Below are 18167 nucleotides of genomic sequence, written 5' to 3'. Positions count from 1 at the left end.
TGCCTCGTTTTGTGGTTTAGCCATTTACTGCACTTTGGTCCATATAAATAACTTCCCATAAGTGATTATCAACATCTTGGAAGCTCCAGCTATACATGAAGCCTTCGTCCATTTTGTCATTAGAAACTTTTCCGCCAGCAGCAAGTGCTTTTTCTACGATTTCATCTACTTCTTCGCGTGTATCTGCAGAAATAGCCATGATTGCTTCGGTAGTTGTTGCAGGTTCAGCGATTGTTTTCTTGGTGAAGTTTTGGAAGAACCCTTCTACGAGTAACATGACGAACGTGTTATCATTTAAAATCATGCATGTTGCATTTTCATCGGTGAATTGGGGGTTGAACTCGAATCCTAACGCTGTGAAGAATTCTACCGATTTGTCTAAGTCTTTTACTGCTAAGTTCACAAAAAGCATTTTTGGTTTTCTTGCCATTTTTTTGCCCTCCTTTTGATTTTACTATACTAGTATACCCAAAGTTAGGCTTTTAATACATTAATAAATTCTAAGAGGCGAGATTCGCTTTTGATATTGTTGCTACAAGTGAGGCTGTCTGCGCAAATGTACTGACCGATAGCGCGAAAATTATCATTGTTTCCCTTGGCTTTTATGTCTGCTTTGAATAAACCGACGCGCTCGTTTTGGTGGCAAAAAGCACAGATGCCTTTCTTGGAAATAGGTGTGAAACTACCATGAACGGCTACAAGTTGATGGTCGTGCTGGGCGATGATGAATTTCTTTTGCGCGCCCGTGTCATTCCAGCCAAGAAAAACAAGACGATCCATTTGCTCAGCTGGTAAATCAGGGGCTTTTAGTTTTTTCACCTTTGGAAATAGTTTTTTGACTGTTTTCTCGTTAATGCTTGGGAAGGGAACTAAATAGTTTTGCAGTTTGGCATCGAAGGCCTCTAGTTCTTCTTCAGAACGAATATGAAAAATTTCGCCGATTAAGGCTTCTTGCTCGGTTGTTAAGGTGTCAAAAATCGCTCTGGCTTTATCGATACATGAGAAGCGCAAGGCATTTTTGACGCTTTCGTCGTTCGTATTAATAGCGCCATGATACGCATTGAAGGCTTGATACATGATAAAGTGGTAATTTGCATTGGTAATAAATTGCATGTTTACATCTCCTTTTGTGTTCCTTGGAAAAAGAAGCGCTCAGTCAAGTCGACGATATGGTCTTCGAGAACGCCTTCTTTTAGTAAATGTTGAAAGATAGCAGGATCAAATAGATGCATAAAATGCGCTACTAAAAATGTCGTTGGGTATACCGAATCAATGATGTTTTTTTCTTGAAGATGACGAAAAAGTAGGGTGAGTTCTTCTATAATTCGTTCAAAAATATGTGTGAGTTCATTGACTTGGCTCATATCCGGTTGATTTTGCAAAACTAAAGTGAAGTAGGGATTGCGAATAATAATACGTAACAATGTTTGTAATTTCATTTTGCTATCATCGACGTTTATCATTGTTTCGCGCATCATTTGTAGTAAGTTCTGCGCGTTTCGTTCTAAAATACGTGTAATAATCGCCTCTTTATTGGTGAAGTGATTGTATAATGTTCCTTTAGAAATCCCAACAGCGAGCGCAAGTGCATCCATATTTATCGTGCTATCTGTGGTTTGAAATAACATGGTTTCTGCTTCGGCAAGTATTAATTGTTCTCGGTCGTACTTTTGTTGTTCCTTCCAATTCATTTAGAGGCCACCTTTCATAAAAATAACTGCGGTCATAATTTGACTTTAGAGTCATTTTTTATTTTAGTATAAATCCAGAATCAAAAAAAGTCAATAACCTCTAGCCATTATGTCACAATTTTGATAGGATAATAAAGAAGTAAAAGAGGAGGGATTGAATGCCAGAACAAGTTTCGGAGGGCTCATTTTTACAGGGGATAAAAGATTGTATCCCAACATTACTTGGCTACATAAGTATTGGTATTGCTGCTGGTGTAGCGGGGATTGCGGCGAATTTAAACGTTCTAGAAGTTACCCTGCTTGCCGTGTTTGTATACGCTGGTGCCGCACAATTCATTATTTGCGCGATGCTACTTACAAACAGTACAACACTTGCTATCATCGTAACGACATTTATCGTGAATTTTCGCCATTTTCTATTAGGAGCCACATTAGCACCACATTTTCAAAAAGATTCCATGCTCAAAAATATTGGCATCAGCCTCCTGGTCACAGATGAATCCTTCGGTGTTGCAGCGATGAAACTTGCGAAAAAGGAACCGATGTACGCAGCTTGGATGAACGGGCTAAATATTACGGCGTATGTCGTGTGGATTGCCTCATGTGCACTCGGAGGAATGGTTGGCAAGCTAATTCCTAACCCAGCGCTATTCGGGCTTGATTTCGCGCTCACAGCGATGTTTGTAGCACTTTTCGTATTCCAACTACAGAGCGTTCCTAAATCAAAACTGCGTCACATTGCATTTCTGATCTTGTATATGCTTATTTTCATGATTGGCTTATCATTTGTCGTTTCGAGTAACGTAGCAGTTGTGCTATCCACGCTTATCGTTGCGACCATTGGGGTGGTGACAGATCGATGAGTGTTACACCAAGTTTCTTGTTGATGCTACTCGGTTGCTGCCTTGTTACGGCGATTCCGCGGATGCTACCATTTCTTGTTATGCGCAACATGAAGATTTCAGCACCGGTTTTAAAATGGCTTAGTTATATTCCAATTTGTATTTTTAGCGCGTTAGTTATCGAAAGTTTCATGTCAAACGGCGCACAAGGTTTTCAAATTCACTGGCTAGAGCTAATCGCTGTTATTGCAACCTTTATCATCTCATTAATCACGCGGAGTTTACTATGGACAGTCATTTTAGGTGTCGTGATTATGGCGTTACTTCGGCTGTTATTTTAAAATAAACTTGCATTTATTCGGAATTCATGATATCATATATACCGTTGTCAAATAATCATTATCGGTGGCGGAATAGGTAGACGCATTTAGTTGCAAAGAACTTCGAAGCAAAGCAACAGTATAAAGTACATTTAAACAAGTTAAGATTTAAATATGAGTTTGTGTGGTGCAAATCCACACCCGATGATCAAAAAAAGGCTAGCGCTTATGAAGCGCTAGCCTTTTTATTTGGAAATTTTATAAAGATGAAGTAAATAACGATCTGGATAACGACGAAACAAGCTATAAAATAGAACATTTCATACGAAAACGCGTCCAACATTTGGTGAATCACATACATAGGGTCTGTAAACAAGTACACTGTATGCAATCGCGCGAATCGGCCGAGATAAATCGCGTAACCAGAAAGTACGATAATAACGCCAAATGTGCCCCAGTAGGCAACCGAATTGGCAGCAGTTCGAAAACGATCCATCAGCGCGTCCAACATCCATTTCAACGAGACAAAACCGGTGTAAAGGCCAAATAGAATTCCCACAGCCATCACAGTGAAATGCTTCCAAATACGCGGATCATTCGAAAAAACACCAATCTGCATCGCATTGACACGTAAATTCTCCAAATGGAAGAAGTCAGTCAATAAATACGGCGAATTCGGGAAGAATAATAGCCATAGAGCCGCTAGGGGCCAAAAAATCATCGGGTGCCATTTCTTTTTACAAGCCAAGTTAGCTAACTCGAGTGGAATATAGGCTAACGATACATTCAAAACAAGGAATTTATAGCTTTGAAAAATGAAAAAGATGTAGATGAAATAAAGGACGATAAGTATGCGAGACCATTTCATCATAAGCAATCAACTCCTTTCGTGTAGCACAATCTTATTGAGTTGTCGAAATAAGAAAGTATTGATTTAAGACCATATTGTAACATATAAAAAAACGGCAACCTAGTAAAAGGCTACCGCTCTAAATTATACTGTTAAAGACACTAAACACATTTCCTTATTTGCAATGTCTAAGAAAGGTAATTTCACGCGTGTATCCAAGCAGTACGCGTTGTATAACAATGGTTTCAAGCCGCTTTCTTGGCTATCTACGGCATCGACGAAACGACTTATTTCTTGATACAGCATTTCTGGATGTTTTAACGAAGCAATCTTAGCATCGATACGGTTCTGACTCACATTCACATTAGATACTTGAATGGCTTCATCAAAAGCAGCGTTAATTGCTTCACGAGTCAGTTCGACCTGCGTATAACCATTATCCGCCCAATCCACTTCGATGATATGGCAGTCATCTAAAATTAGAAAATCGCCTGTCCAAAGCTTACCATCAATCTCGACAACCATGCGTGTGTTCGCAAAAAGTTCCTTGTTACCATATTTTTTCAATACGTAGTCAAACATTTGTAAGTGCGCGATATCTTTTGTCATGTCAACATCTCCTTTGATTCATGATTTCATTTTAACATATTTGTGATAATGTGAACAAGTGTAAAAAGTTCCATAATAGGGTAGACTAGTTGGGTAAAGAGTAGGAATTAGCGTTTCTTTGTAAGGAAGAGGAGGGGTCTTATGCACACAGAATTAAAAATAACGTCGCATGATGAATTACCACTACATGCGCATATTTGGGAGGATGTTGAAAAACCTGTTGGCATTGTACAAATTGTTCACGGAATGGCGGAACATGGAGCGAGGTATGCCGAATTTGCATCGTATTTAAACAAGGAAGGTTTTATTGTCATTGCGGATGATCATCGTGGTTTTGGTAAGAGCGCTGCAGATACGGGGAATTTGGGGCACTTGCCATATCCAGACGGTTTTGATGCGATGGTGGCGGATGAGGAAGTCGTGGCTGATTTTATAAAAGCGCGTTACCCAGATATACCACATGTTATTTTTGGCCACAGTATGGGAAGCTTTGTGACACGTGTTTTCTTAACGAAGTACCATGTTGATGCAGCGGTTTTGGCAGGAAGTGGGTTGCAGCCAGATCCGTTGTTGCGAACAGGTCTTTTTTATGCGAACTTAAGGGCGAAAAGCAATGCTAGCAAACGCAGTAAAATTTTGCATAAATTATCGTTTTATGGATTTAACCGTGAATTTGCGAAGGAAAAGCATCCGTTTAGCTGGCTTTCTAGGGACGCGGCGGTGCATCAAGCATACATGGAAGACCCATTCGGCGGACAAGTAGTTGGTTCACTAGGATTTTATCACAGCTTGCTTCGCGGCGTAGAGCAATCGCAAAACGCAGAAACAATTGCTAATACACCAAAAAATCTGCCGTTACTACTGATTTCCGGAAGTAAAGATCCAGTAGGGCATTTAGGGAAAGATGTGCCAAAACTAGCCGTGAAATACGAGCAAGCTGGCGTAGAAAATGTAACGTTAAAAATATATGAAGAGGCGCGGCATGAGCTAACCAATGAAATTAATAAATATACGGTATTTGAAGATGTTGTAACTTGGTATAAAAAAACAGGAGTGGCGTAAATTGCCACTCCTGTTTTTTAGTTACTCTCGAATTTGTCCTTCACCATAAATAATGTATTTCGTAGACGTCAATTCATTCAATCCCATCGGACCGCGGGCGTGTAGTTTTTGCGTGCTAATGCCGATTTCGGCTCCGAAACCGAACTCAAAACCGTCTGTGAAACGAGTGGAGGCGTTGACGTAAACCGCTGCGGCATCGACTTGTTGGAGGAACTTCTGGCTAGTGAAATAATTGTCTGTGACGATAGCCTCGGAGTGTTTCGTGCCATATTGATTAATGTGCGCAATAGCAGCATCGTCGCTTGGAACGACTTTGATTGCTAAAATATAATCGGCGAATTCGGTCTCCCAATCAGATTCAGTCGCAGCGATAACATCGGGAACAATGGCGGCTACTTGTTCATCGCCACGAATTTCAACGTTTTCTTCTCGTAATTTTGCGATGATGGAAGGTAAGAAAGCGGGCGCTACAGCCTCATGAATTAACAGCGTTTCTGCGGCGTTACAAACAGAAGGCCGGCTTGCTTTTGCATTCACGATAATTTTGGTTGCCATTTCTTGTTGCGCTTCTTTATCGATGTAAACATGACAATTCCCTGTCCCAGTTTCGATGACAGGAACGGTTGCATTCTCAAGCACAGCCTGAATGAGGCGAGCACTGCCACGCGGAATTAAAACATCTAAATAAGCATTTAATTTCATCAAAGCCTGCGCCGTTTCTCGTGACGTATCTTCTAAAATCTGCACAGCATCTGCTGGAAAATTAGATGCGGCAAGCGATTCGCGAATAATTTTCACCAAGGCTATGTTAGAATGAAAAGCCTCGCTACCACCACGCAAAATCGTCGCATTACCAGTTTTAAAACAAAGAACTGCAGCATCGACCGTCACATTTGGACGTGATTCATAAATAATACCAATGACACCGAGCGGAACGCGTTGTTTACCTATCGTTAAATCGGCTTCGTTTTTCCACATGTGCGTCACTTCGCCAATCGGATCAGCGAGTGCAGCAACTTGTTTCACGCCTTCTGCCATGTCAACCACGCGTTCAGCCGTTAAGCGTAATCGGTCCAACATCGCGTCTTTCACACCATTGTCAGCGGCTGCTGCTAAATCTTTTTCGTTCGCGGCTAAAATAACAGCTGTATTAGCTACTAAACGCTCAGCAAGTGCAAGTAACGCCTCATTTTTCTGCTTCGTTTTCGCTTGACTTAATGCCAAAGCGGCAACTTTCGCACGTTTTCCCATCTCCACAAGTCCACTCATTGTCCTGTTTCCCCCTTTACTAGCGCTTCCTTAGCAAACAATGTTCCGATATTTTTTCCATTCATAATATCAAAAATAATCGCCGGCTGATTCCCGTTCGTCAACACCATTTTACTATCATTTTTCAAAACTTTATCGGCGGCAGCGAGCTTTGTAAACATGCCACCAGTCCCAAAAGCAGAACCTTTGCCACCCGCAAGACTTTGCAGTTCTGGCGTGATTTGGTGAATTTCAGTAAACATTTTCGAATCGGGATTTTCAGTCGGATTACTATCATAAAAACCGTCAATATCCGACAGCATAATCAATAAATCCGCTTGAATAACTTCCAAAACAATAGCAGACAAACGATCATTATCTCCAAACTTAGTCAAATGCTCAATTTCTTCAATCGCAACCGTATCATTTTCATTCACAATTGGGATAATACGATTTTCCAACAATTTATTAAAGGTGTTAATCACGTTTTTTCGGCTAGTAGGGTAGTCAATGACATCGCGCGTTAGCAGCACTTGCCCAACGGTATACCCATATTCGCCAAAAAATTTATTATAAATATTCATCAGTTCGCTTTGACCGACCGCAGCAATCGCCTGAAGGTCTGGCATTTCTGTAGGGCGCGTCGGCAGTTGCAATTTGTGACAACCGACACCGATGGCTCCAGAAGAAACAAGCACGACTTCCTTGCCTTCGTTGCAAAGATCGCTAAGGACCATCGCTAATTTTTCAATAGTTCGTAAATTTACATTGCCATTCGGATACATTAAAGTGCTCGTACCAACTTTGATAACAATCCGTTTGCAATTCTTTAAAGATGCACGCATAGAACGATTCTCCTTTTCAAGTCAAATGATATCCATCCATTGTACACTATTTTGAAGCGCAAAAAAACCCATTCTATCCAAAAAAGATAAAATGGGCTGTATCTTGTTTAATTCGTAGCTTTCTTGCCAGAAACTTGGCGTAAACCTTTGTTGATAAGAGAGAAGATAACAATCCAAGCAACAATGATTAACAAGATTTGTTTAAACGCGATTTGTGGAAGTGGGTTCCACGGGCAATCCCAAAGGAAGTGAAGACCGATTGGAATAATGAAAAGCCCTAAGAATCTGCCAGTAAAGATATGACGCATGCCAAGCTTCGCATCAGATCCTTTCGCAATCATGAGTGCTGCACCAGAAATGGCAGCCCACACGACATGTCCACCAACCGATTGCCAGCCACGAGAGAAGATGATATTCAACATCGTGTCTCCAGCAAAGTGTAGATTTTTAAATACAGCAGCAGCTTCAATACTGTAGTTAAACGCGTAACCAAGTGATTCAAATGCCGCGAAACCAGCACCAACTGCCGCACCGATAAGTAAACCGTTCAAAATATATTTTGGTCGAAGGGCTACGATGAATAGTGCCACGATGACCATTTTTCCAGTTTCTTCGATGATACCAACAAGGAATGCGTTAAAGTAGTTCAATTTTCCAACAGGAATCACATCGTATAGAATCAATGTCGCAACAAGCGCCGCCACACCACCGATAAAGAACATTTTCAAAACATCAAAAAAACTAATATTGCGCGGTGCATTTACTTCAAAAAATAGAACGAGTACAGAAAATGGTACGGCGAAAGAACCAATAACCATCAAACCTGGAATGGTATTTGAATTCGCGAAGAAATAAGTACAAGCGTAAAGTAGTAAATAAGTAATTGCTAAAGCAAAGAATACACGGGAGAATAAGAATGGTCGCGTCCAAGAAGCTGCGATATCTTTTTCCTCGGGTGTTGTGTAGGTTGTTCCTGCAATAAATACTTTTTCGCTATCTGCTTTTGGATGTTTTTTGAAGACATCCGCAAATATGTCACCTAAGCCTAAATGTTGCATGCCGTTTTTTTCATGTGGATGATGGTTGACTGGCTTGCCATGTGGATCTTTTGCATGCGTGGAATCTGCATGATCATGAATCAGTGGCGTGTCTTTCAACAATTGCCATTCGCCATCTTCTGATTGTTTCACTTTCGTGTCTGGCGTTAGTTCCTTTCTCTTGTATAGCGTTTTTAGTTCGTAATCTGTCAGTGGACCAATTGTCTTATTATTTTTTTGGAAATACCAATGAGACAATAGGATCGCCTCCCTTATTTATATTTATAGTCTTATACCCATTTCCACTAAATGCATCATTTGAAACGTATTAGACTAAAAAATATTAGGAAAATTAGATTATGTTATCTAAAGGGAGGCATATAAGTATTATTGACTTGCTTGTTCGTTCAGCTTGTGCGCTTGTTCTAGTACAAATTTCAGCGAGTCGTCGATAAAAGCGCCTACTTCTGGAACTAAAGGCGTACCACTTAAAAGTACGTCATCGTCATAACGCAATTTCTCTTGTACTTTTTCTAGTCTTTCGTTCACATCATTTTTCTTCACAATCGTACTTGGTTTGTAAGAAGATTCTTCGGCATAGCCAATCAAATAATCGACAGATACATCAAAAGTAGTCGCGATGTGGCGTAACATAGTAATATCTGGTTCACGAATGCCATACTCCCAGTTACCATACGTCGATGTAGCGTTTAATCCTAATCTTTTAGCGGTCTCGACTTTGGACCACCCTTTTTTATTTCGTAAAATTGTAAGTCTACTGCTCAAACTTGACATATTATCACTCCTTTTAGAAAATATTATATCATAATGTACACGAAACAGCTAATATATTACACAAACCGAGTTATAGGTCAGTTGACACCATCGCAAAGAGTTGATATTATAGTATTTATAAACACAAATTGAGTAGAATGGAGCGATATGTATGGTGTCAACAGCAGAGAAAAAGATTGATTGGGCAAAAGTAAGAAGCATGAGGGAATCTCTAGGCATCTCGCAAGCTTTTATTTCAAGACGGATGGGTTATAAATACAGCAGCGGCTACTCCAACTTGGAAAAAGGGATGGTACGTTTATCTGCAGAAAAGGCGGCGATTTTAGCAGAAATTTTACATTGTAAGCAGGAAGATTTTTTTTGATTCCGATGCCCTCAAAGCGTGGCGATTTGCTACGCTTTTTCTTATGGTAACACAAAACGGTGAAAGAAAGTAATAAAAATGAAATAAAAAAGGGATGTTAACTACAGAAGAATCGTGTATTATAGATATAATATATGGCTTTCTAAGGAATGCGAATGTCAGTCTTATTGTGAGGAGTTTATGTGATGAAAGATTCAGAGTTTATTTTTCCAACGATTGTGGAAACGTTTTTGAAAGAAGGTATTGCAGCGCTTCGTGAATCGGAAGCAGAAGAGGTGCAGCGTTTTTTGGAACGGTCATACATAGAACGACCTTGTAATGAACAAGTGGTGTATGCTTTAGTGAAGTTTTATAACGCGGTGGCCGATTTTGCAAGTGCGAAAGAAGTGGGGCAGTCCTTTTTGATGATGGATGGCTATAACAAAGAAGTATTGGGCGAATTATCGGCGACTTTTCTACAATTGGATGATATGGAAACGTATTTTAGTTTAGTGAAACAGCAATTGGAAAAGGAATCGTTGTTGGAGGAACCAGAACAGGAAGCCGCTACGCCAAATAATGTCGTTCAATTTCCTAAAAAAATTGTACCAAGACGGAATGCGGCGCAATTTTCGGAGTGGAGTACGCCGGAACAACTGGAATTTTTGCAACAAGCGCGATTTCATGATGTAGAGCCGTATATTTTGCCGTTCAAAGCGTTTTTGGCGGATGCTACCACGTCGCCTTTTGTAAAATCGATGATATTTGAGCTGTTACAAGAAAAAAGAGTAGACGCGATGTTTGTTGTTCGTAAGGCGGGCATGGACGACATGTTTAATCCGAGCAAGATTCCAATGCTTAGTCAAGATGATTTTACTGCGCAATTAAGCGATGCGTTGACACGACGTTTTGAACATTCGAATCCTAGTTTTCTGGAGCAGTTGCTTGTCATTGTGCAGCAACATTTATTCATTATGTATCCTTTTGCTTTTCCGTCCGAGGATATTACGCTTTGGAGTGAGGCATATAGCAAGTGGTTGTCGCAATTATACGGGAACGAATGGCAGGATAATAACGATGTTAACCCCGAACAACTAATAGAAGCAATGCAGTTTATTGAAAGAATGGAGCAGGTACAGCAAAATTATCTGCTATAAGTGAATGATTGTAGTTTTCAAGTCGCTAAGTTTTATGTTATTATGTATGAGTGTGACTGAAATAAGTATTGAGGAATCAAGACTAATAACCAGTAAATAGATGTATGGAGGGAATACCATGTCAGTGAAATGGGAAAAAGCAGAAGGTAATGTAGGAACATTAACTTTCGAAATGAGTCAAGAACAAGTAAAAACAGGATTGGATAAAGCATTCCAAAAAGTTCGTAAAAATCTAAACGTACCAGGTTTCCGTAAAGGGAAAGTGCCGCGTCAAATTTTCAACCAACGTTTTGGCGAAGAAGCTTTGTATCAAGATGCATTAGACATTTTGCTACCAGAAGTTTATGCTGCAGCAATTGAAGAGTCTGGTATTGATCCAGTGGATAACCCACAAATCAATGTAGAATCAATGGAAAAAGGCGAAACTTGGGTATTAACAGCGCAAGTAACTGTTAGACCAGAAGTGAAACTTGGCGACTACAAAGGTGTAGAAGTAGAAGCTCGTGATGCTAAATTAACAGACGAAGAAGTGGAAACAGAACTTAAAAACATGCAAGAACGTCAAGCGGAACTTGTTGTACGCGAAGATGCTCCAGCTGAAGACGGCGACACAGTAATTCTTGATTTTGAAGGATTCAAAGATGGCGTTGCTTTTGAAGGCGGCCAAGCAGACAATCATTCATTAGAACTTGGTTCAGGTTCATTCATTCCTGGTTTTGAAGAACAAGTTGTTGGTCTTAAAGCTGGCGAAGAGAAAGATATTGAATTAACGTTCCCAGAAGAATACCACGCAGAAGATCTTGCAGGTCAAGATGTAGTGTTCAAGATCAAAGTGCATGAAGTAAAAACAAAAGAAGTTCCAGAACTAGACGATGAGCTTGCAAAAGACATCGACGAAGAAGTGGAAACTCTTGCTGAACTAAAAGAAAAAGTAACAAAACGCTTACAAGAAGCAAAAGAAGAAAGCGTATCTCAAGCGAAACAAAACGAAGCGATTGCTAAAGCGGTAGAAAATGCAGAAGTGGACATTCCACATGCAATGGTACACCACGAAGCAGATCACATGATGAATCACTTCGCGCAAGACTTGCAAGCACAAGGTTTGACTCCAGAACTTTACTACCAGTTCACAGGTCAAACAGAAGAAGCAATGCATGCACAAATGGAAAAAGACGCTGAAACACGCGTAAAAACAAACCTAGTTTTAGAAGCAATTGCTGAAGCTGAAGGCATTGAGCCAACAGAAGCAGACATTGACGAAGAAGTGAAAACATTAGCTGATAAATACAGCATGGAAGTAGACGCAGTACGCGCTGCACTAGGCGATATGAGCGAATTGAAATCAGACCTTAAAATCCGTAAAGCAATCGATCTTTTAGTTGAAAATGCAAAAGAAGTTGCACCTAAAGAAGTAAAAGAAGAAGACGCGGAATAAGGAAAGCGTAACAATTCATTACAGTGTATGAGGCGGGAGGCATGAGTTCGACTTGTGCTTCCCGCCTTTTTTTGAGACGGTGATGGTGTTTTTTGCTAATTTAGAGCGCTGTATTCGATATAGAGCAATACAATCACATTATTCGCCAATAGCTCTTAATAGCATTTCTCACAAACTAATGATATGATAAACAGACATAAGCTTGTTTTACGAAGGCATGATGCTTATGAAACACTTAAATAGAAGGGGTGAAAACCTTGTTCAAATTTAACGACGAAAAAGGGCAATTGAAATGTTCTTTTTGTGGCAAAACACAAGACCAAGTGCGCAAATTAGTTGCAGGACCTGGCGTGTATATTTGTGACGAGTGTATCGAACTATGTAACGAAATTATCGAAGAAGAACTGAATGTGTCGGAATTTGTAGATTTTGGCGATGTGCCGAAGCCTCAAGAGATTCGCCGCATTTTAAGCGACTACGTTATTGGCCAAGATCGCGCAAAGAAAGCCTTAGCAGTAGCGGTTTATAATCACTATAAACGTATTAACTCCAATGAAAAGAACGAGAAATCAGAAGAAGCAGTAGAACTTTCAAAAAGTAATATTTGTCTAATCGGACCAACTGGTAGTGGTAAAACATTGCTAGCACAAACATTGGCTCGCTTGCTAAACGTTCCATTTGCGATTGCAGATGCGACAAGTTTAACAGAAGCCGGCTATGTTGGGGAAGACGTAGAAAATATTCTGCTAAAACTGATTCAAGCTGCTGATTTTGATGTCGAGCGTGCCGAAAAAGGCATTATCTACATTGATGAAATCGACAAAGTAGCACGTAAATCAGAAAACCCATCGATTACGCGTGATGTTTCTGGTGAAGGTGTGCAACAAGCCTTACTGAAAATTTTAGAAGGGACTGTAGCAAGCGTTCCTCCACAAGGCGGACGTAAGCACCCACATCAAGAATTCATCCAAATCGATACAGGAAATATCTTGTTTATCGTTGGTGGTGCATTTGATGGTATCGAACAAATCGTTAAGAATCGCCTAGGCGAGAAAGTTATCGGTTTTGGTACAGAGAATGAACAATTAAGAGAAAATGAAACCTATCTTTCGAAAGTAGTTCCAGAAGACTTACTGAAATTCGGTCTAATCCCTGAGTTCATCGGTCGTTTGCCTGTCATTGCGACGTTGGAACAATTGGACGAAGAAACGTTGATTTCAATCTTAACAGAACCAAAGAACGCATTAGTGAAGCAGTATACGAAAATGTTAGAGTTGGATGACGTTGAGTTAGAATTCCAGCCAGAAGCATTATCCGAAATTGCCAAAGAAGCGATTGCTCGTAAAACAGGAGCACGTGGTTTGCGTTCGATTATTGAACATATCATGTTAGAAGTGATGTTTGAAATTCCTTCACGCGATGATATTAAGAAATGTATCATTACAAAAGAAGCGGTTACAGGTGACGCAGAACCTCAACTTCAATTAGAAGATGGTTCGGTAATCCCGATCAAAACTTCCGCATGATGTATTAGAAAACGCTGTGTCCATTTATTGGATGTCGGCGTTTTTCTTTTGTATAATGGGGTAAACAGTGGTTAGGATAGACATTATTTATTAGAAATGGATTAGAATTACTACTGCTCAGCATGTTATACTGTTTTTTTAGAAGGATTTCATGCTATACTTAAAGCTGTGTTTAGTAGTAATTGTAGAGAGGAACTAGAGGATATGGATAGTGAGACTAATGAGACTAAAAAAACTGGTCGTGGCAAAGGAAAAGCAATATGGGGATGGGTTCAAGTAATCCTGATTGCAGTTATTCTTTCCATGGCACTCCGCTATTTTGTAATTTCACCTGTTACAGTTTTTGGAGATTCGATGTACCCAACGTTGCATGATGGTGAGCACTTATTTATTAATAAAGTAACAGGGCCAGATCGATTCGATATTATCGTATTCCCGGCACCAGATGAGAAAGATACGGAATATATCAAGCGCGTTATTGGTTTACCAGGTGATACAGTGGAATATAAACAAGATCAATTGTATATTAATGGCAAGAAATATGACGAACCATACTTAGATTCAGAGAAAAAAGACTTAACAAATGGTTATTTAACAACGCTAAACGATGGCGCACAAGGGAATCCGAACTTCTCGCTCGCTACAATTCCAGCGTGTGGTGGGGCAACAAAGGTTCCTAAAGGCAAATTATTTGTTTTAGGAGATAACCGTCCAATCAGTAAGGATAGCCGCTACATTGGCTTTATAGACGAGGATAAAGTACTTGGAAAAGTCATCTCGTTCGGCAAATCATTACAAAAATAAAAAGGTGTGGTAAGCAAGACGGCTGTTTTGTTTACCACTTTCTTTGACAAATGGGTTTGTACAACTGCGTACAAGCTTTTTTTATGTGTGGAATTAGTGTATACTTAACGTTATATACCTTGAGAATAGCTGGAGATATAGGGGAGATGTCAATTGAAAGAAAAGAGTTTAAAGCGGTTATGGAGTTGGACGTGGGCAATTGTGTTAGGCCTTTTTTTAACTTTAATTATTCGGTTTTATTTGTTTGTGCCGATAATGATAGATGGTTCGTCGATGATGCCAACGCTGCACGATGGGGATCGGGTTATTATTAATCGTTTTGGCAATGTGAATCGGTTTGATGTCGTTATTTTTAAAGATGAGGGCACAGAATATGTGAAACGTGTGATTGGGCTTCCGGGGGATACAATTACATATAAGAACGACGAGCTGTTCGTCAATGGGAAAAAGCAGGATGAGCCGTATTTAGACAGCTATAAAGCACAGTTGCAAGATGGCTTGTTAACCGATGATTTTAGTACCGAAGAAATGATTCCAGGCGGTGTTGTGCCAAAAGGAACGGTGTTTGTGTTAGGCGATAATCGGCGTGCGAGTAAGGACAGCCGCATTATGGGCCCTATTCCAGAATCAAAAGTTATTGGAACAACCCCGATTTGCTATTGGCCGCTAGAACATGCAAAGTTTATTAATTAGAAGGAGTTTATTATGACAATACAATGGTTTCCGGGTCACATGGCAAAGGCCCGTCGTGAAGTAACAGAGAAATTGAAGTTGGTAGATGTAATTTTTGAGTTGGTGGATGCAAGAATTCCATATTCTTCGTCGAACCCAATGTTAGAAGAAATTATTCACCAGAAAAAACGTGTCATTATACTGAATAAAGCGGATACAGCCGATGAAAAAGTGACACAAGAGTGGATTGAACATTTTGCTGATCGCGGCTTGCCAGCAGTAGCTGTGAATGCGCAAGAAGGCAAAGGGATGCATAAAATTGAACGTGCTGCAGAAGCTTTGATGGCAGAGAAATTTGAGCGTCAACGTAGTCGTGGCATGAAGCCAAGAGCGATTCGCGCAATGATTTTAGGGATTCCGAATGTTGGGAAATCTACGCTAATTAACCGCTTAGTCAAGAAAAATATTGCCAAAACAGGGAATAAGCCCGGTGTAACAAAGGCGCAACAATGGATTAAAGTTGGTAAAACATTGGAGTTGCTAGACACGCCCGGCATTTTGTGGCCTAAGTTTGAAGATCAACGAGTTGGTTATAAACTAGCGTTAACCGGTGCGATTAAAGATGATTTGCTTCATATGGAGGAAGTTGCGGGTTTTGGTTTGCGTTTTTTGGAGGAACATTATCCGGAGAAATTGCAGAATTGGTTACAAATCGAGAATTTGCCGGAAGATATAACGGAAATTTTGGCGCTAGTAGCAGAACGTCGGGGGATTTTTGATCGATATCGTGATCCAGATTATTCGCGTGCTGCAGAGTTGCTAGTGCGCGAGATGCGACAAGAGAAAATGGGACGCGTATCTTTTGATTTTCCGAGTGATTTGTTGGCAGTGGAGGACGATGCGGATGGCGGAAACAATAGTGAGAATTAAGGAGCAATTGCAGACGGTGCGTACAGAGGACGATCCATTTTTTCAAGCCTGTTTATTGGACGAGCGAAAAGGTGTCCAGCGTTTAATCGCGTCATTCCGACGGGAGCAGGTAAAACAGCAAGCTTTACTGAATCAACTCGAGCTAATGAAGCAGTATGAAAAAGAGGCACGAACACAAGGTTTTCAGATGATTGCTGGGATTGATGAAGTTGGGCGTGGTCCGCTTGCTGGTCCGGTTGTTGCGGCGGCGGTCATTTTACCGGAAGATTTTGATGTCGTTGGTGTTAATGATTCGAAACAGTTGAACGGGGCAAAGCGTGACGAGTTATTCGATGCGATTATGGATGCCGCTTTAGCTGTAGGAATTGGGATCCAGTCACATGAAGTCATAGATAAAGTGAATATTTATGAGGCAACAAAATTAGCGATGCGAGAAGCTATTGACAACCTGGATGTGCCGCCAGATTTTTGTTTGATAGACGCGATGCCACTAAAATACTGTGACCATGAGTTGTCTCTGATTAAAGGAGATAGTAAAAGTATTTCAATCGCTGCAGCTTCTATTATTGCGAAAGTGACGCGGGACCGAATGATGGTAGCATACGATGAACGTTTCCCAGGCTACGGCTTTTCACAAAATATGGGATATGGAACGAAAACGCATCTAGAAGGACTGGAAAATCAAGGCGTTTGTCCGATTCATCGACTGACTTTTGCGCCAGTTAAAAATATTTTTTTAACCTATAAATCATAACCTAAAAAGTAATATCGAGATGTAAAATAATCTTTTGTTTAAAGAAGATACATTTTATACTTTCGATATTGCTTTTTTGTTCGTTTTAAGACAATTTACAAACGGAGAAGTAGCGGTTAAAATGAGGGAAACATAGAGGAGTTGACAGTATATGAGGGATTGGTTATTGCATATGAAATATTGCCCATCGTTGTCTATCAAGCAGTTAGGCCAGTTGTGTAAGGAAGTTGGATCGGAGGTGAAGGACTGGTCAGCGGATGAAATAGCGATTTATTTAGGTATGAAAGATAGTCAGCATGAGCGTTTTAAGCGGGAATTCCAGACTTTTAATCTTGAGGCAGCTTTGGATGAGTTGACGCAGCATAATATTGATTTTATAACGTATAATGATGAGGATTACCCAAGACTATTATTTCAGTTATATGATCCGCCAGTATTGTTATTTTTGAAAGGGAAAAGGAGCCTGCTTTCAGAAGAGAAGTTGGCTATTGTAGGGACGCGTAAAATGACGAATTATGGCAAGCAAGTGCTGAGACGATTAATTCCGCCTTTGTGTAAAGTGCCTTATACGATTGTTAGTGGATTAGCGCTAGGAGTGGATGCGGAGGCTCATCGGGAAACGCTAAGTGCTGATGGAAACACGATTGCGGTAATTGGAAGTGGTTTGTTGCAATTTTATCCTATCGAGAATAAGCGATTGTTTGAGCAGATTGTGCGCAATGGTTTAGTTATTAGCGAATATGCGCCAAATGTGACTGCGCGGAAATGGCATTTTCCAGAACGAAATCGGCTAATAAGTGGTTTATCGCTAGGCACAGTTATCGTACAAGCTGAGAAAAGAAGCGGTTCGCTAATTACAGCAGATGCATCTTTAAATCAGAATCGGGAAGTATTCGCAGTTCCAGGAGATATTCTGCATGCTTGCTCAGAAGGAACGAATAAGCTCATACAAGAAGGCGCGAAGTTAGTTATGGATGCTTCCGATATAATAGAAGAAATAGGTTAAATAGGATAAATTTCTACTTTTTAAGTGATTAAGCTTGCATTTCTTACGTATTTGATATAAGTTGGCTAAAGAATCATCATTATCTGACACATAAATGTAGTGCCAGAAATAAAAATGGTTTGACAAATAGCACAACTAAGGATAACATTTACTACTGATTACAAATTTAATTTTGTAATTCAGAGTTGGAGACTATTTAGAAAACGGAAGCTGATTGTCGGTAGAATTAAATACGGCGCGC

Annotated in this window: 21 protein-coding genes; 12 read left to right on the top strand and 9 right to left on the bottom strand. The window is 40.2% G+C overall.

Annotated features, from left to right (window positions below; all coding sequences use genetic code 11):
- Nucleotides 1-16: 16 nt before the first annotated feature.
- From EP57_RS07440 to EP57_RS07430, 3 genes are read right to left on the bottom strand one after another with little or no spacing between them, the layout of a single operon-like run.
- The gene (locus tag EP57_RS07440; RefSeq protein WP_036085564.1) at nucleotides 17-430 is read right to left on the bottom strand and encodes a VOC family protein; all 414 of its coding nucleotides are present in this window, start codon (nucleotides 428-430) and stop codon (nucleotides 17-19) included.
- A gap of 44 nt (nucleotides 431-474) precedes the next feature.
- Nucleotides 475-1113, bottom strand: coding sequence for a FusB/FusC family EF-G-binding protein (locus EP57_RS07435; RefSeq protein ID WP_036085560.1), 639 nt, complete (start codon nucleotides 1111-1113; stop codon nucleotides 475-477).
- 2 nt (nucleotides 1114-1115) lie between these two features.
- Nucleotides 1116-1691 (bottom strand): TetR/AcrR family transcriptional regulator, encoded by a 576-nt coding sequence (locus tag EP57_RS07430; protein WP_036085557.1) that lies wholly within the window; start codon nucleotides 1689-1691, stop codon nucleotides 1116-1118.
- Between the two features lie 158 nt (nucleotides 1692-1849).
- Between EP57_RS07430 and EP57_RS07425 the strand changes: the two genes are divergently transcribed.
- Both EP57_RS07425 and EP57_RS07420 read left to right on the top strand, forming a co-directional pair.
- A complete protein-coding gene (locus tag EP57_RS07425; protein ID WP_036085555.1) occupies nucleotides 1850-2554 on the top strand; it encodes an AzlC family ABC transporter permease in 705 nt (234 codons plus the stop codon).
- Nucleotides 2551-2874, top strand: a complete 324-nt coding sequence (locus EP57_RS07420) for an AzlD domain-containing protein (protein WP_036085553.1) — start codon at nucleotides 2551-2553, stop codon at nucleotides 2872-2874. The genes EP57_RS07425 and EP57_RS07420 overlap by 4 nt, the downstream gene beginning before the upstream one ends.
- Before the next feature lie 205 nt (nucleotides 2875-3079).
- On the opposite strand, the gene EP57_RS07415 is transcribed toward EP57_RS07420, so the two are convergent.
- On the bottom strand, nucleotides 3080-3724 hold the full coding sequence (locus EP57_RS07415) for a DUF1361 domain-containing protein (RefSeq protein ID WP_036085551.1): 645 nt from the start codon (nucleotides 3722-3724) through the stop codon (nucleotides 3080-3082).
- A 123-nt stretch (nucleotides 3725-3847) separates the two neighbouring features.
- A complete protein-coding gene (locus EP57_RS07410) occupies nucleotides 3848-4312 on the bottom strand; it encodes a hypothetical protein (RefSeq protein WP_036085549.1) in 465 nt (154 codons plus the stop codon).
- 141 nt (nucleotides 4313-4453) lie between these two features.
- Between EP57_RS07410 and EP57_RS07405 the strand changes: the two genes are divergently transcribed.
- Complete coding sequence (locus EP57_RS07405; RefSeq protein WP_036085546.1) at nucleotides 4454-5374, top strand: alpha/beta fold hydrolase; 921 nt, start codon at nucleotides 4454-4456, stop codon at nucleotides 5372-5374.
- A gap of 21 nt (nucleotides 5375-5395) precedes the next feature.
- Here the strand turns inward: EP57_RS07405 and EP57_RS07400 are convergent, their stop codons facing one another.
- The 4 genes from EP57_RS07400 to EP57_RS07385 form a co-directional block, all read right to left on the bottom strand.
- Nucleotides 5396-6643, bottom strand: a complete 1248-nt coding sequence (locus EP57_RS07400; RefSeq protein WP_036085545.1) for a glutamate-5-semialdehyde dehydrogenase — start codon at nucleotides 6641-6643, stop codon at nucleotides 5396-5398.
- Nucleotides 6640-7467, bottom strand: coding sequence for a glutamate 5-kinase (proB, locus tag EP57_RS07395; protein WP_036085542.1), 828 nt, complete (start codon nucleotides 7465-7467; stop codon nucleotides 6640-6642). The genes EP57_RS07400 and proB overlap by 4 nt, the downstream gene beginning before the upstream one ends.
- 107 nt (nucleotides 7468-7574) lie before the next feature.
- Complete coding sequence (locus tag EP57_RS07390) at nucleotides 7575-8762, bottom strand: PrsW family glutamic-type intramembrane protease (protein WP_036085539.1); 1188 nt, start codon at nucleotides 8760-8762, stop codon at nucleotides 7575-7577.
- A gap of 129 nt (nucleotides 8763-8891) precedes the next feature.
- On the bottom strand, nucleotides 8892-9299 hold the full coding sequence (locus EP57_RS07385; RefSeq protein ID WP_036085538.1) for a helix-turn-helix domain-containing protein: 408 nt from the start codon (nucleotides 9297-9299) through the stop codon (nucleotides 8892-8894).
- A 151-nt stretch (nucleotides 9300-9450) separates the two neighbouring features.
- On the opposite strand from EP57_RS07385, the gene EP57_RS07380 reads away from it, so the two are divergent.
- From EP57_RS07380 to dprA, 9 genes are all read left to right on the top strand, one after another.
- Nucleotides 9451-9663, top strand: coding sequence for a helix-turn-helix domain-containing protein (locus tag EP57_RS07380; RefSeq protein WP_036085536.1), 213 nt, complete (start codon nucleotides 9451-9453; stop codon nucleotides 9661-9663).
- 185 nt (nucleotides 9664-9848) lie between these two features.
- On the top strand, nucleotides 9849-10799 hold the full coding sequence (locus tag EP57_RS07375; RefSeq protein ID WP_036085535.1) for a hypothetical protein: 951 nt from the start codon (nucleotides 9849-9851) through the stop codon (nucleotides 10797-10799).
- 118 nt (nucleotides 10800-10917) lie between these two features.
- Entirely contained in the window at nucleotides 10918-12234 is a 1317-nt protein-coding gene (gene tig, locus EP57_RS07370; protein WP_036085532.1) for a trigger factor, read from the top strand.
- A 257-nt stretch (nucleotides 12235-12491) separates the two neighbouring features.
- Complete coding sequence (clpX, locus tag EP57_RS07365; RefSeq protein ID WP_036085531.1) at nucleotides 12492-13760, top strand: ATP-dependent protease ATP-binding subunit ClpX; 1269 nt, start codon at nucleotides 12492-12494, stop codon at nucleotides 13758-13760.
- A gap of 204 nt (nucleotides 13761-13964) precedes the next feature.
- Complete coding sequence (gene lepB / locus EP57_RS07360) at nucleotides 13965-14564, top strand: signal peptidase I (RefSeq protein ID WP_052167601.1); 600 nt, start codon at nucleotides 13965-13967, stop codon at nucleotides 14562-14564.
- Nucleotides 14565-14717: 153 nt separating this feature from the next.
- On the top strand, nucleotides 14718-15257 hold the full coding sequence (gene sipZ, locus EP57_RS07355) for a type I signal peptidase SipZ (protein WP_036085530.1): 540 nt from the start codon (nucleotides 14718-14720) through the stop codon (nucleotides 15255-15257).
- Between the two features lie 12 nt (nucleotides 15258-15269).
- A complete protein-coding gene (gene ylqF / locus EP57_RS07350; RefSeq protein WP_036085528.1) occupies nucleotides 15270-16166 on the top strand; it encodes a ribosome biogenesis GTPase YlqF in 897 nt (298 codons plus the stop codon).
- The gene (locus EP57_RS07345) at nucleotides 16141-16920 is read left to right on the top strand and encodes a ribonuclease HII (RefSeq protein WP_036085527.1); all 780 of its coding nucleotides are present in this window, start codon (nucleotides 16141-16143) and stop codon (nucleotides 16918-16920) included. The genes ylqF and EP57_RS07345 overlap by 26 nt, the downstream gene beginning before the upstream one ends.
- 151 nt (nucleotides 16921-17071) lie before the next feature.
- Nucleotides 17072-17926, top strand: coding sequence for a DNA-processing protein DprA (gene dprA / locus EP57_RS07340; RefSeq protein WP_036085526.1), 855 nt, complete (start codon nucleotides 17072-17074; stop codon nucleotides 17924-17926).
- The last annotated feature ends 241 nt before the right edge of the window (nucleotides 17927-18167 follow it).

The sequence above is a fragment of the Listeria booriae genome (assembly GCF_000766865.1).
GTDB classification, from domain to species: domain Bacteria; phylum Bacillota; class Bacilli; order Lactobacillales; family Listeriaceae; genus Listeria_A; species Listeria_A booriae.
This window is presented reverse-complemented; position numbering and strand designations above follow the sequence as displayed.